The sequence below is a fragment of the Symbioplanes lichenis genome (genome assembly GCF_030709675.1).
Taxonomy (GTDB): Bacteria; Actinomycetota; Actinomycetes; order Mycobacteriales; family Micromonosporaceae; genus Actinoplanes; species Actinoplanes lichenis.
Genome location: NZ_JAUZQD010000010.1, coordinates 338430 through 352661 on the forward strand (window position 1 = coordinate 338430; position 14232 = coordinate 352661).

Here is a 14232-nt window from a genome sequence, read left to right on the forward strand (position 1 = left end):
GTGAACATATGTCGTCCGAGGACCGCATCGAGGCACTGGCGGCCGCCCTCGTCCGGGCCGCCGCTACCGGCCGGGTGTTTCCCGTCGAGGGACCGCCGGGGCCACCGGGTCCGGCCTGCGTCACCGCCGCCGCACTGGCCGAGCGCATGCTCACCGATGTGGAGCGCGCCGAGAAGGCCGGCCGGCCCCTCGAGACGTACCTGCGGGCGCTGCTGCACGCCGCCGGCCCGCTCGCCGTCTGCCCGTCGCTCGACCTCGACACCGTCGCCGCCCTCTACGCGGCCGCCGCCACCGCCGAGCCGCCCGCCCTGCCGCCGTCGTGGCGCCGCGCCGCGTATCCGGAGAACGACGAGGCCTCGTACGCGGACTGGCGCTCTTTGCTGCTCTCCCAGCTGGCCGACCTCGCCGACCTGCAGGAACTCGGTGCGTACGCCAGTCTCGGCACCCGCATTCCGCGTCCGGCCGGGGCTGTCCGGGCGACGGGGGAGTGGTGGTACAACTTCCATCCGGCCAGCTACGTCGAGGCGGGGCTGACGCATCCGGCCGCGCTGACCAACCGGACCGAGCTGACCTGGGCCGATCTTTGCGCCCTGGCCGTCCTGGGCCAGATCTACGAGTGACCCGGCGGAGCGGTCAGGCGGCGGCCAGGAAGATCGCGATGAAGAAGAAGACGGGCATCAGGCCGAGGCCCATGCCGATGACGACCGCCCACCGGCCGACGAGGTTCAGCTCGCCCGGCGCCAGCAGGACGAGGGTGCCGAGCAGCGTCGCGACGATGCCCATCGCCGGCCCCCAGGCGGAGCCGAAGCTGACCGGCACGGCCAGCGCGCCGATCATGGCCGTGAGCACCGCGCCGACCAGGGCCAGGGGCGGCACCGGCTCGTACTCGCCGGACTCCTCGAGCTCGGCCTCGGGCTCGGGCGCGGCGGGCAGATCGCCGACCAGCGGGTCGAGGTCGGCCCAGGTCCGGGCGGCCAGCGCGGCCGCGATGCGGTCGTCCAGCTCGTCCAGGCTCAGGCGCCCCTCGGCCGTCGCGTCCTGCAGGCGGACGATCACGCTGTTCCGATCGGCGTCCGAGACGCGTACGTGGCTGACGTCGGTCATCGACGCAGGTTACCGGGGCCCGCCCGGGAAGACCATGGCAGGACCGGTGCGACCGCCCGCACGGGCGGGGGACGAGGTCCTACGCGGAGGCGTGCGCGGTCAACTCGTCGAGCCCGGTCAGGACGGCCCGGGCGGCTTGTGACGCGGCCGCGAGCTGGCGGGTCACCTCGGCCAGGACGGCGGCCTGCTCCTCGACCGACGCGGCGATGTCCACCTGGACCTGGGTGATCTCCGAGACCGTCGCGGCCGTCGAGGCGAAGCCGCCCGCCACGGCGCCGGTCTGCGCCACGATCGCGTCGACGACCGTGCCGACGCGGCCGGCCGACTCGGACGTCTCGGTGGCCAGCTTCTTCACCTCGCCGGCCACGACGGCGAAGCCCTTGCCCAGGTCGCCGGCGCGGGCGGCCTCGATGGTGGCGTTGAGCGAGAGCAGGTTGGTCTGCCCGGCGAGCTGGGCGATCATGCCGTTGACCTCGGCGATCTCGGTCACCGAGTGTTCGAGGCTGTCGATGCGCCGGGTGGCCTCCCGCGCGGCCTCCTCGCCGGACGCGGCGATGCCGGCCGCGTGCGAGGACCGTTCGGCGATGGTGTGCACGGCGGCGGTGAGGGCGGCCAGCTCGGCGTCCACGGCGGCGACCGCGGCGATCGCCTCGCGGGCCCCGCCGGCGACCGTGGCGGCGTCGGCGGCGATCTGACGGGACCGGCCGGCGTTCCGCTCGGCGAGCGTCCGGGCGGCCTCCGCCTCGCGCAGCTGGGCCTGCCGCTCGGTGTCGGCCTGCTGCTCGCGGGCCCGCTCGGCGGCCTCGGCCGAGGCGCGCGCCTCGCGCTCGGAGACCTCCGCGAAGTGCCAGAAGACCAGGATCCCGGCCACCTCCAGCGCGACGCAGCCCGCGTGCAGGGCGACCATGCCGACCAGCATCGCCGTGGTGTGCAGGTGCTCGCCGAAGACCAGCTGCGGCTCGACGAGCCCGAGCACGCCGTGGTGGACGACGACCAGCCCGACCGTGCCGAGCAGCGGCGCCCACTGCTGGTAGAGCGCGACGAAGACCAGGATGCCGAACAGGTGCAGGTGCATGGCGGTCATGCCGCCGGAGAGCTGGATCGCGGCGAACGACGTGCCGATCAGGCCCAGGCTCGTGAGCGCGGACCGCGCGCCCGGGGTGCTCGCGACGCGGCCGGCCGCGGCGAGCACGGCGGTGACACCGGCGCACACCGCGGCCTCGGCGGCGGGTCGCGGTCCGAGCAGACCCAACAGCAACAGCGCGGGTACGTGCGCCCAGAGCAGCCCCTGCAGGATGGCGTGCCGGGCCTCGAAGGACTCCGGGGTCAAGCGTGCGCCACGCGGCAGTCGCCACGAATGTTCCGACATGCTCGCGGTGATCGGCACGCGAGCCGGGCGATGAAGGTTTCCCCTGCCCTTTTTAACCTATATCGCACCGGGGGGCTTGCCGCAAGACCCGGGTCGGGGCGCACAATCACTGGTCGAAGCCGGGTTCCTGGCTAAACGGGGGATTTGCACCATGGACACCATCACCGCGTTCGACCTGCCCGAACGGCTCGCCGCCAAGGCCGGGCCGGGGCTCATCGCCCGGGACGAGCAGCACTTCGCCACCATGGCCGCGAGCTTGGAGGAGACCGTCGCCGACCTGTCCGAACGGCTGGAACAGGCCCGCAAGGCGCCGGCCGGCAAGGGACGGCAGGCGGTGGACCGGGACGAGGAGGTGCAACGGCTGACCGCCCGCCTGCGTACGCTGCGTCGTTTCAGTCTGGATCTCTGCCTGGGCCGCATGGACGGCGCGGACGGCAGTGAGCCCGTCTACATCGGCCGGCTCGGGCTCACCGCGACCGACGGCCGGCGGCTGCTGGTCGACTGGCGCTCACCGGCGGCGGAGCCGTTCTTCGCCGCGACGCACGCCGACCCGCGCGGGCTGGTGAGCCGGCGCCGCTACCGGTGGACGCGCGGCCGGATCACCGACTACTGGGACGAGGTGTTCACCGCGGAGGGGCTCGACGGGCATGCTGCCGCGCTCGACGACCAGTCCGCGTTCGTGGCCGGCCTGGGCAGTTCCCGCTCGGCCCGCATGCGCGACGTGCTGGGTACGTTGCAGGCCGACCAGGACGCGATCATCCGGGCGGGTTCCGGGGGCGCCCTCGTGGTCGACGGCGGCCCCGGCACCGGCAAGACGGTCGTCGCCCTGCACCGGACGGCGTATCTGCTCTACTCCGACCCGCGCCTGGGCGAGCGCCGCGGCGGCGTCCTGGTCGTGGGCCCGCACCAGCCGTACCTCACCTACATCGCCGACGTCCTGCCCAGCCTCGGCGAGGAGGACGTGCAGACGTGCACCCTGCGCGACCTGGTGCCCGAGGGCGCCTCGACGCGGCCCGAGCCCGATCCGGAGGTGGCGCGGCTCAAGGCGTCCGCCCAGATGGTGCGGGCGATCGAGGCGGCCGTCCGGTTCTACGAGGAGCCACCGGCCACGGGGATGGCGGTCGAGACGGAGACCGGTGACGTGCGGGTGACGGCGGGCGACTGGGCCGAGGCTTTCGCCGCGCCCGGGCCCGGGACGCCGCACAACGAGGCTCGCGAGGAGGTGTGGGAGGAGCTGATCGCGATCCTGGCCGACAAGGACGAGGACATCGACCCGGCGGAACTGCGGCGCCACCGGGAGCTGCGGGTGGCGTTCACCCGGGCGTGGCCGTTACTGACAGCGGCCGACGTGATCGCTGACCTCTGGTCCGTACCGGCTTACTTACGTAAGTGCGCACCGTGGCTCGGCGCGGATGACGTACGTAAGCTGCAGCGGGCCGATCCGCGGGCCTGGACCACCGCCGATCTGCCGCTGCTCGACGCGGCCCGGCAGCGGCTCGGAGACCCCGAGGCCGAGCGGCAGAAGCGCCGGCAGACCGCCGCCGTGGCCGCCCACCGCGAGCGCATGGCGACGGTGATCGACGACCTGATCGCCTCCCATACGTACGACGACGGGGAGGGACTGATGACGATGCTGCGCCAGGCCGACCTGCAGGACGTGCTGGCGCAGGGCGGCGCGTTGCCGGCCGCGGACCCGGACCGGCTCGCGGGCCCGTTCGCGCACGTCGTCGTGGACGAGGCGCAGGAGCTGACCGACGCCGGGTGGCAGATGCTGCTGGCGCGCTGCCCGTCGCGCAGCTTTACCATCGTGGGCGACCGCGCGCAGGCCCGGCACGGGTTCACCGAGTCGTGGGAGGAGCGGCTGCGGCGGATCGGGCTCGACCGGATCGCGCTGTCGCGGCTGACGATCAACTATCGGACGCCGTCCGAGGTCATGGACGAAGCCGCGCCGGTCATCCGGGCCGCACTGCCGGACGCCAACGTGCCCACCTCCATCCGGAGCAGCGGCGTTCCCGTCGCCCGGGGCCGCGTCGCCGAGCTGCCGGCGATCCTCGACACCTGGCTCGCTGCGCACGCCGAGGGCGAGGGCATCGCCTGCGTGATCGGTGACCCCACGTTCGCGGGGACCGACCGGATCCGGTCGCTGCGGCCCGAGCTGGCCAAGGGACTCGAGTTCGACCTGGTCGTGCTGGTCAACCCCGGCGATTTCGGTACGGGCGTCGAGGGCGCCGTGGACCGTTACGTCGCCATGACCCGGGCGACCCAGCAGCTGGTGATCCTCACCGGCTGAGGCCCAGGGTTGTCCACAAGTGGTCAGCCGCCCGAGTGTGCGTGCCCGCGGCGGCCGGCTCGGCCAGGGCCCGCGCGGCGGCGGCCAGTCCCGCGTGGGCGCGCGCCTGCTCGTACCGGTCGCCGGTCGCGACGGCGAGCGTGAGCGCCGCTCGGTGCCGGTTGCGCGCCTCCGCCGGGCGGTCCGTGGCCGTCAGCACCTCGCCGAGGCTGTTGGTCGCCCGGGCCTCCCCGGACCGCTCGCCGATCCCGTGCAGGATCGCGACCGCCTCGCGCAGGCAGCCCGCGTCGTGGGTCACCGACCCGATCCCGTCCAGCGCGAGGGCCTCACCAGCCCTTTCACTGGTACGCCGGAAGAGCCGCAGGGCCTCGCGATGCCACCGCTCCGCCTCCTCGTCGGAGCCCTGCGCGCGGGCGACATGGCCGAGACTGATCAGCGCGTACCCCTCGCCGGGACCGTCCGCGATCCGGCGGCAGATCCGGATCGCCGCCCGGAGGTGCCGCGCCGCCTCGTCGTGGCGGCCCTGGCGCTGGTAGACCTGGCCGAGGTTGCCGAGCGCGCGGGCCTCACCGGCGCTGTCACCCGCGTGCCGGCACAGTTCCAGGGCTTGCTCCAGCCGGCGGGCCGCGTCGGCGTAGCGGCCCTGACCCTGGTCGATGTGGCCGAGGTTGCCGAGCGCGCGGGCCTCCACGGCGCTGTCCCCGCAGGACCGGGCCAGCTCGACCGCCCGGCGCAGCAGATCGGCGGCCGGCTCGTAGTGCCCCTGCTGCACCTCGGCCACGGCCATGTTGGTCAGCAGGTGCGCCTCCGCGGCCGGGTCACCGAGCTGCTGCGCGGCTTGGAGGGCGTACGCGTGCATGGTCGTCGCCTCGGCGTGGTGCCCAGCACTCTCCAGGTAGCGCAGCAGGGTGATCGTGAGCCGGACGGCGTGCCGGGGGCGGGTCGTGGCGCAGTGGGCGACGAGAGCGACGAGGTTGGCGCGCTCGGCGTCCAACCAGGACAGTGCTGCCTCGGCGCTGCCGATCAGGGGGAGGGCCGTCGCCGGGCGGGCCAGGGCGTCGCGGCGATGGCGTTCGGCGGGGTGCAGGACGTCCATGGCGGCGCCGGCGGTGAACAGCCACGCGTCGGCCAGCCGGTCCAGTGCGCGTCCGTCGTCGGCGTTTCGGTGGTCTGCGGTCTCTTGGTCTGTTGCCAGCTCACGCGCGTAGGCGCGGAGCAGGTCGTGCTGGGTGTATCTGTCGGGGGCGGTCTGCTGCACCAGATGGGCCCGGGACAGCGTTGTCAGCAGCCGGCGGGCCTCCGTCACGCTGGTGTCGAGCAGGGCGGCGACGGCGTGGTCGTCGAAGTCGGCGCCGGGGTGCAGCCCGACCAGCCGGAAGGCGCGTGCCGCCGCCGGGGTGAGCTGCTGGTAGGACCAGGAGAACACCGCGCGGACACCCGTGCGCGGGTCGCCGCCGGCCGCCAGCAGGTCCAGCCGGCGTGCTTCGTCGGCGAGCTCGGCGACCAGGGCGGCCAGGGGCACGTCGGGGCGCGCCGCGGCCAGCTCGGCGGCCACGCGCAACGCCAGCGGCAGGCACGCGCACCGGGCGATCAGGTCGGCCGCGGCTGCCCGGTCGGCGTTCACCCGGTCGCCGATCAGCCGGCGCAACAGGCTCATCGCGTCGTCGGCGGGCAGCAGCCGCAGGTCGAGCCGGCGGGCGCCGTCCCGGGCGACCAGTCCTGGAAGCGTGTCCCGGCTGGTCACCAGAACGACGCACGACGCGGTTCCGGGCAACAGCGGGCGCACCTGATCGACGGTTGCGGCGTTGTCCAGCACCAGCAGCATGTGCCGGCCGTCGAGCAGGCTCCGGTAGCGCGCGGCCCGCTCGTCCAGGTCGGCCGGGACGTCGGCGCCGGGCACGCCGAGCGCGCGGAGGAACCGGGCCAGGGCCTCGCCGGGCGGCATCGGGCGCTCCACGTCGTACCCCCGGAGATTGACGTAGAGCTGACCGTCCGGGAAACCGTTACGCACCCGGTGCGCCCAGTGGACGGCGAGCGCGGTTTTGCCCACGCCGGCCGTGCCCGCGACGACGGAGACGGGCGATCCGGATTCGAGGAGTTTGTCGAGGACGGCCAGCTCCTCGTCGCGACCGGTGAAGGCGGGGACGTCGGCGGGCAGCTGGGCGGGCGTTTCGCGTACGCGGGAAGGGGTGGGGTTGCTGGTCTCGCGCAGCACCGTCTCGTGCGCCGCGACGAGCTCGGGGCCGGGATCGACGCCCAGCTCGTCGGCGAGCCGGCGGCGAGCCTCGTGGAAAGCGGCGAACGCCTCCGCCCGCCGGCCGGCCGCCGCGAGGGCCCGGATCAGGCGCGCCTGGCCGGCCTCGTCCAGCGGCTGCTCGTTCGCCGCCTCCTGCAACGCTGGAAGCGCTTCCCGGGCCTGACCCAGGGCGATCAGCAGCTCGCCGTAACGCCCGAGCGCGGCGCGATGCTCCTCGCGCAGGGCCAGAACTTTCGGGTGCTGCGCCAGCATGGGTACGTCCAGCAGCGGCGCGCCGGTCCACTCGGCGAGCGCCTCGGCGTGCAGCGCGGCGGCGGCCCGGTCGTCGCCCCGGTGCTGGGCCTCGGTCGCCTCGGCCAGCAGGCGGCGGAAACGAAGCAGGTCGAGGCCGTCGGCGCCCGGCCGCAACGCGTAGCCGTCGCCGATGTGCGGGAGCACCTCGCTGCGCGAGCGGGGCGGGCGGTTCGGTTCGAGCAGCCGGCGCAGACGCTTGACGTGGGTCTGGATGACGTTGGCGGCGGAGGGCGGCGGGTGGTCGCCCCAGAGCGAGTCGACCAGCTCGGGCTGCGTGACGGGCCGGCCGGTGGCGAGCGCGAGGAGGCCGAGGAGGGCCCGCTGCCCGGGCGAGGTCAGGTCGACCGGGCCGTCGCCGGCCCACACCCGGACCGGGCCCAGCACCTGGATCCGCACCTGCGCACCCCCGGGCGTCGTCCAGTCGCCGTCCAGTGCGCGTCCAGTGCGGCGCACCACTCTGCTCCCGGAAACCCTAAATCGAACAAAAGCAATATCACAAGAACGGGGAGGGTCCGCCCGTGCTCCACACCGTCGTCGCTGCCCTCGTATTCGCGCCCGCCGCCCTCGCGTCCGTGCCGGTGGCCGGCATCGCAGCGCCCGCGTCCGCCGTCGCAGCAACCGCTTCCGTTGCCGCGGCGCCTGCTTCCGTTGCCGCGGTGCCGGCGGAATATGCGTGCCAGGTCGAGTACGAGATGTTCCGGAATTCTGGCGGCTTCCAGTCGAACATCACCATCACCAACACGGGCGAAGCCACGATCAAGACGTGGACGCTGTACTTCGTCCTCCCCGCCGGCCAGCGCCTCGTCGAGGGCTGGAACGCCGACTGGACGACCAAGGACCAGGCGCTGACCGCGGTGAGCCTCGACTACAACAGCGAGGTCGTCAAGGGCGCCCAGGCGTTCCCGCAATTCCGGGGCACAGGAACCGATTCCAGCACCGAGCCCGCCGAGTTCTTCATCAACGGCGTCCGCTGTTCGGTGCGTTAGAAAACGCGCGGCCGGAGCACTCTGCGCGTGGGGGTGTGGTCGGGGTGCTTCACGCGGCGGGCGGTGCGGTCGGAGCGCTCCGCGCAGTGGGGGTGCGGTCGGGGTGCTTCGCGCGGTCGCTTCGAGGCCTCGCGCTATGGCGGACTCTGCGGGCGACTCGGGACGGTATGTGCTAAGAGGTGTCTCCGGCGCTGCGCCCAGTGCACCGCGAGCGCGGTCTTCCCGATCCCGCCGGTGCCCGTGACGACGGCGAGATTCCCGGCGCCGAGCGCGGAGTCCAGCGTCTCCAGCTTCCGCTCGCGGCCGATGAAATGCGCGGTGCCGGCCGGCAACTGGGCGGGCCCGGACCCGGTGCCGAAGCCGATTCCGGGGCCGATCGCGGGAATGGCCCCGGATCCAGGCGCCGGTGGCGGCACGACGGTCCGGGCGAGAGCGGACGATAGTAGCGGCCCGGCGCCGGGGTCGTCCTCGGCCAACGGCCGCAGAACACGCGCCAGCTCCTCGTAGCGTCCGAGCGCCATGGTTTCTTCCCGGACGGGCAGCTCACGTCGACCTGCGCGGATACGATCCCGCCCGGCCCCGCACCCCGGACGACGCGCTGGCCGGCTTCCTGTCGGCGCTCGGTGTGCCGGTCGCTCGAGGACTGCCGGCGACTACTACGTGCGGGTGGTGCCGTTCCGCTCCTCGACCTGCCGAAGCAGGATTCGACCGGCTGAAGCAAGATCCGACTGGCTGACGGAAGACTTGACCGGGTGAACGGGGGACGAGCCCGCCCCGGCGACATCGCCCGGGCGGGCTCGGTTGAACGATAGGTCAGTAGCCGGTCAAGGACAGGGCCAGGTCGGACACCGCGAGCGGGAACTCGCCGACGAGGGACGCCTCGCCGGTGAGGAGGTTGATGCTGTAGAGGCTGTTGAAGCCGCCGTAGGGGACGAAGACCGCGTACGCCGTCGCCGTGGTGGTCTTGCCGTTGACCAGGGTGCTGAAGATGTCGAGGCCGGCGTTCGGGCCGGCGTCGACGCCCAGGGCGCCGGTCGCCGCCAGGGTGCCGTTGTTGGCCGGGGACTGGATGACCACCTGGTCGAGGGTGGTGTTGAGGTCGAACAGGGTGGTGGCGGTGTCGGCGTTGAGGTCGTTGTTGGTGTACGCGGCCGCGGTCACCCCGGTGGTCGTACCGGACGTGGGCGGGCTCGTGAAGGTGGGATCGATGACTGTCGTGCCGTCGTCGAGGTTGTGGCGCAGGTTCTGACCGGTGTCGCTGATGATGCGCAGCCGGTTGGCCGCGGGGTTGAAGTCGATGTCGAAGTTGGTGCCGGTGAGCGTGGCGGCCAGCTGCGAGACCTTGGTCAGCGCGCCGGCGTTGGTGATCGAGATCGTGTAGATGCCGCCCTTGTTGCCGACGCCGTAGAGCTGGCCGTCCTGGACCCGGAAGTCGAGCCCGATCAGCGTGGTGTCGGTGATCAGCCCGGTCACGTTGCGGACCCAGTCGAGCTCGTCGGGCTTGTCGACGGTGAAGGTGGACAGCTGCTTGCCGTTGGCCATGATCGCGTACGCCCGGAGCCCCGTCCCGCCGGCCGAGCTGCTCTGCGCCGTGCCGGCCACGACGCCCGCCGTGGTGAGGACGAGCGCGCCGACGGTGGCGGCGATACGCCTGATTCTGCTGGTCATGTCCGTGTCCCTCCCAAAGGTGTGACCTCACGGTGGCAGGGCCCACGGGACGCCGACTGGTTCCACACTGGACGCCGGACACGTCCGACATAGGGGGAGAGCGGTGCCCTCGCAGCCGCCGAAGCCGCGTTGACACGCTTCGCGAGGCGGTCGTAACTTCGGGGACACGATTGCGATCCGGGGTGCGGCACCGCCCCCTGGCAGGCAGTGCGGCATCCGCCGGAAGAAGGCGATGCGCCATGTCAACACGACTCACCGGTGCCCGGCTGGGTGCCGTCGTGCTTCTGATCGCCGGCCTCGGCGTGGCCGGCCCGTCGACTTCCTACGCCGCCGCGGCCCCCTCGATCACCCGGGAAGCCTGGGGTACGACGACCGGGGGCGAGGCCGTCGACCGGTACACCCTGGTCAACAACGGGCTGCGGGTGCGCATCCTCACGTACGGCGGGATCCTCCAGAGCATCGAGGCGCCCGACCGCCACGGCAAGCGGGCCGACGTGGCCCTGGGCTTCGGGAACTTGGCCGATTACGAGGCGAAGAGCCCGTACTTCGGCTGCATCACCGGGCGGTACGCCAACCGTATCGCCCAGGGGACGTTCGTCCTCGACGGCGTGACCTATCACCTGCCGGTCAACGACGGGCCCAACAGCCTGCACGGCGGCACCACCGGCTTCGACAAGCGCGTGTGGAAGGCGACGCCCGCGAGCACCGGCAACACCGTCTCGCTGCGGCTGGAGTTCACGAGCCCGGACGGCGACCAGGGCTACCCCGGGGCGCTGACGACCGTGGTCACGTACACGCTGACCCGCGGGCACGAGATCCGGATGGACTACCGGGCGACGACCACCGAGCCGACCGTGGTCAATCTGACCAACCACGCGTACTGGAACCTCGCCGGCGAGGGGGCCGGCACGATCGACACCACGCGGCTGCGGATCAACGCGAGCCGGTACACGCCGGTCGACGCCACGCTGATCCCCACGGGAGCCGTCGACCCGGTCGCCCGGACCCCGATGGACTTCCGGAAGGCTACGGCGATCGGGGAGCGCAACCGGTCCGGGTTCGCGCAACTGGTGATCGGCCGCGGCTACGACCACAACTGGGTGCTGGACCGGCGCGACGCGTCGTACCGGAAGCTCGAGGTCGCGGCGCAAGCCACCGATCCGCGCAGCGGGCGGCAGCTGACCGTGCTGACCACCGAGCCGGGCCTGCAGTTCTACGCCGGGAACTTCCTCGACGGCACGCTGACCGGCAAGAGCGGCCGGATGTACCGGCAGGGCGACGGCTTCGCGCTGGAGACCCAGCACTATCCGGACTCGCCGAACCAGGCGACCTTCCCGTCGACCGTGCTGCGGCCGGGGGAGACCTATCGCACGACCACCGTCTATCGGCTGGGGGTGAGCCATGGATGACGTCCTGACCCGGGCCGCCGACCGCCTGCCGAAGGGGCCGACGCGCCGCCGTCTGCTGGCCGGCTCCGGGCTGGCCAGCGCCTCCCTGGCCGCGACCGCCCTGCTGTCCGCGTGCGGCGACGACCAGGGCGAGGCGTCCACGATCGGCAATTTCCCGAAGACACCGAACTGGAAGTTCGTCTTCGTCAACCACGTGACCACGAACCCGTTCTTCACGCCCACCCAGTACGGGGCCGAGGACGCCTGCAAGCTGCTCGGCTGCTCGTACCAGTGGACGGGCTCGCAGAATTCCGTGGTGGCCGAGATGGTCAACGCCACCAACACGGCGATCAGCGGCAAGGCCGACGGCATCGCGGTGTCCGTGGTCGACAAGAGCGCGTTCCGCGGCCCGATCGATCAGGCGCTGGACGCGGGCATCCCCGTGGTCTCGTACAACGCCGACGGCGCGCGGGACGACCCCGGGAGCAACCGGCTCGCGTACATCGGGCAGGGTCTTTTCGAATCGGGTTACGCCCTTGGGCAGCGCACCTTGCAGCTGGTGCAGTCGGGCGCCGTGGCCGGCTTCATCGCCACGCCCGGTCAGCTCAACATCCAGCCGCGGATCGACGGGGCGCAGCAGGCCTTCAAGGACGCCGGCAGTGCGGTGACCTTCACCCCGGTCGCGACGAACGCCGACGTGACCAAGGGGCTGTCCATCATCGACGCTTATGCCCAGGGGCACCCGGACCTGGCGGCGATGATCGCCGTGGACGCCGGGTCGACCCAGGCGGTCGGCCAGACCGTCAAGAAGTACGACATGCGCGCCAAGAGCCTCAAGGCGGCGGGCGGCTTCGACCTCATCCCGGAGACGCTCGCGTCGGTCAAGAGCGGCGACCTCGACTACACGATCGACCAGCAGCCCTATTTGCAGGGCTTCCTGCCGGTCCTCTTCCTCTATCTCTACAAGATCTCGGGCGGCCTGATGTCACCGTCGCAGACCAACACCGGCCTGCTGTTCGTGACCAAGGACAACGTCACCCCCTATCAGAGTACGCAGACGAGGTACGAGGGCTCGGCGAACGCCGTCAAGCTCGTCGAACGCTCCGGCCCGATCGCGCACCCGTGACTGCTCTCCCCGCCACGGCCTTCACGGCGGCCCGCCGCACCGGGACCTTCCTGGTGCGGTGGCGCGAGGCGAGCGTGCTCGTGGTGGCGCTCGCCATGGCCGTCTACTTCCAGACCTCGACCGACGGGGTCTTCCTCACCCACGACAACCTGCGCAACATCGCCCAGGCCACCGCGCCGGCCGCCATCGTGGCGGTGGGCATCGTCATGCTGCTCGTCAACGGCGAGATCGACCTGTCGGTCGGCGTGGTCGCGGCGCTGACCCCGTTCCTGGTGCACTACGCGGTCGACCTCTACGGCGTCCCGGTGCTCCCGGCGCTCGTGCTCGCCGTGGCGATCGCGGCCTTCATCGGCTGGTGCAACGGTGTGATCGTCACGAAGCTGCGCGTGCCGTCGCTGGTGGCCACGCTGGGGTCGTACTACTTCCTGCTCGGGGTGCTGCTGACGACCTCGGACGCCTATCCCGCGCAGATCCCCGCGGCGGCGGCCGGGCGCATCCAGTCGGTGCTCGGCGCGGCGGACTGGGCGTCGCTGATCTGGTGCCTGGTCGTCGTCGCGCTCTTCCATGTCGTGCTCACCCGCACCCGGTGGGGCCTGCACACCATCTCCGTCGGCGGCAACCTCGTCGGGGCGACCGAGGCAGGCATCCGGGTGCACCGCATCAAGATCGGCAATTTCATGATCGCGGCCGTGCTGGGGGCGCTGGCCGGTCTGCTGGAAGCGTTCCGGATCAACAGCATCGACCCCAACATCGGCGGGGGTACGGCCCTCACGTTCACGGCCATCTCCGCCGCCGTGATCGGGGGCACCGCGCTGGCCGGCGGGTCCGGAACGGTCATCGGCGCGCTGCTCGGCGCGTTGATCCTGGCCGAGCTGCAGAACGGCTTCAACCTCATCGGCGTCAGCGCCAACCCGTTCCAGCTGATCCTGGGCGGCGCGATCCTGCTGTCGATGATCGCCAACCAGTATCTGTCCCGGCTGCGCCGGACGGGGGCGCCGTGAGCTCACCAGCCTTGCAGGTCGAGCACGTGGCCAAGCGCTTCGGGGCGCTGACCGCGCTGCGGGACGTCACCCTGCACCTCGACCGGGGTGAGGTGCTCGGCCTTATCGGCGACAACGGCGCCGGCAAGTCGACCCTGATCAAGATCCTCTGCGGCTATCACCGCCCCGACGCCGGGCAGCTCTCCGTCGACGGCACCCCGGTCGTGCTGCGCAGCGTCGACCACGCCCGCTCGCTGGGCATCGACACCGTCTACCAGGGCCTGGCTCTGGTCAACGAACTGTCCGTCTACCACAACATGTTCCTCAACCGGGAGCTGCGGATTGGCCCGCTGCTCGACAACCGGACCATGCGCCGCCGGGCCCGCGAGCACCTCGCGGACATGGGCGTGACCATCGGCGACGTCGGCGTCGAGGTCGCCAAGCTCTCCGGCGGGCAACGGCAGGCGATTGCCGTGGCCCGGGCCGTCTACTCCGACGCCCGCATCATTCTGCTCGACGAGCCGCTCGCCGCGATGGGCGCCAAGGAGGGCACCCAGATCCTCGACCTGATCCGGGCCCTCAAGCGCCGCGGCGACGTCTCGATCATCATCATCGCCCACAACTACGCCCAGGTCCTCGACGTCTGCGACCGGGTCAACCTGCTCCAGCACGGCACCGTCACCTTCGACCGCCCGACGGCCGAGGTCACCGTGGAGGAGCTGACCGACCTGGTGGTCGCCGAGTACCGCCGGGGCCGCAAGGAGTGATCA

12 protein-coding genes are annotated in these 14232 nt (G+C 72.3%); 7 read left to right on the plus strand and 5 right to left on the minus strand.

The window, feature by feature from the left end; translation table 11 throughout:
- Positions 1 to 8 precede the first annotated feature (8 nt).
- Positions 9 to 620 (plus strand): hypothetical protein, encoded by a 612-nt coding sequence (locus RAN62_RS25285; protein WP_305787245.1) that lies wholly within the window; start codon positions 9 to 11, stop codon positions 618 to 620.
- Positions 621 to 633: 13 nt separating this feature from the next.
- On the opposite strand, the gene RAN62_RS25290 is transcribed toward RAN62_RS25285, so the two are convergent.
- Positions 634 to 1104 carry a DUF1707 SHOCT-like domain-containing protein gene (locus tag RAN62_RS25290; protein WP_305787246.1) on the minus strand — a complete coding sequence of 157 codons (471 nt, stop codon included), beginning with the start codon at positions 1102 to 1104 and terminating at the stop codon, positions 634 to 636.
- A gap of 79 nt (positions 1105 to 1183) precedes the next feature.
- Positions 1184 to 2434: a methyl-accepting chemotaxis protein gene (locus RAN62_RS25295; protein ID WP_305787247.1), complete on the minus strand. Its 1251-nt coding sequence runs from the start codon at positions 2432 to 2434 to the stop codon at positions 1184 to 1186.
- 190 nt (positions 2435 to 2624) lie between these two features.
- Here RAN62_RS25295 and helR point away from each other — a divergent pair, with 190 nt between their 5' ends.
- Positions 2625 to 4763, plus strand: coding sequence for an RNA polymerase recycling motor ATPase HelR (helR, locus tag RAN62_RS25300; protein WP_305787248.1), 2139 nt, complete (start codon positions 2625 to 2627; stop codon positions 4761 to 4763).
- On the opposite strand, the gene RAN62_RS25305 is transcribed toward helR, so the two are convergent.
- The gene (locus tag RAN62_RS25305; RefSeq protein ID WP_305787249.1) at positions 4753 to 7767 is read right to left on the minus strand and encodes an AfsR/SARP family transcriptional regulator; all 3015 of its coding nucleotides are present in this window, start codon (positions 7765 to 7767) and stop codon (positions 4753 to 4755) included. The genes helR and RAN62_RS25305 overlap by 11 nt on opposite strands.
- Before the next feature lie 65 nt (positions 7768 to 7832).
- On the opposite strand from RAN62_RS25305, the gene RAN62_RS25310 reads away from it, so the two are divergent.
- Positions 7833 to 8300 (plus strand): cellulose binding domain-containing protein, encoded by a 468-nt coding sequence (locus RAN62_RS25310; RefSeq protein WP_305787250.1) that lies wholly within the window; start codon positions 7833 to 7835, stop codon positions 8298 to 8300.
- Between the two features lie 134 nt (positions 8301 to 8434).
- Here the strand turns inward: RAN62_RS25310 and RAN62_RS25315 are convergent, their stop codons facing one another.
- Together RAN62_RS25315 and RAN62_RS25320 are read right to left on the minus strand one after the other, a co-directional pair.
- On the minus strand, positions 8435 to 8821 hold the full coding sequence (locus RAN62_RS25315; protein ID WP_305787251.1) for a hypothetical protein: 387 nt from the start codon (positions 8819 to 8821) through the stop codon (positions 8435 to 8437).
- A 292-nt stretch (positions 8822 to 9113) separates the two neighbouring features.
- Positions 9114 to 9968 (minus strand): DUF4394 domain-containing protein, encoded by an 855-nt coding sequence (locus RAN62_RS25320; RefSeq protein WP_305787252.1) that lies wholly within the window; start codon positions 9966 to 9968, stop codon positions 9114 to 9116.
- A gap of 239 nt (positions 9969 to 10207) precedes the next feature.
- Between RAN62_RS25320 and RAN62_RS25325 the strand changes: the two genes are divergently transcribed.
- Genes RAN62_RS25325 through RAN62_RS25340 form a run of 4 tightly spaced genes read left to right on the plus strand, consistent with a single transcriptional unit; the run spans position 10208 to position 14229 of the window.
- Positions 10208 to 11377, plus strand: coding sequence for an aldose epimerase family protein (locus RAN62_RS25325; protein WP_305787253.1), 1170 nt, complete (start codon positions 10208 to 10210; stop codon positions 11375 to 11377).
- A complete protein-coding gene (locus RAN62_RS25330; RefSeq protein ID WP_305787254.1) occupies positions 11370 to 12482 on the plus strand; it encodes a sugar ABC transporter substrate-binding protein in 1113 nt (370 codons plus the stop codon). Before RAN62_RS25325 ends, RAN62_RS25330 begins: the two co-directional genes overlap by 8 nt.
- Complete coding sequence (locus RAN62_RS25335; RefSeq protein WP_305787255.1) at positions 12479 to 13483, plus strand: ABC transporter permease; 1005 nt, start codon at positions 12479 to 12481, stop codon at positions 13481 to 13483. Before RAN62_RS25330 ends, RAN62_RS25335 begins: the two co-directional genes overlap by 4 nt.
- Complete coding sequence (locus RAN62_RS25340) at positions 13480 to 14229, plus strand: ATP-binding cassette domain-containing protein (protein ID WP_305787256.1); 750 nt, start codon at positions 13480 to 13482, stop codon at positions 14227 to 14229. The genes RAN62_RS25335 and RAN62_RS25340 overlap by 4 nt, the downstream gene beginning before the upstream one ends.
- Positions 14230 to 14232: the final 3 nt, after the last annotated feature.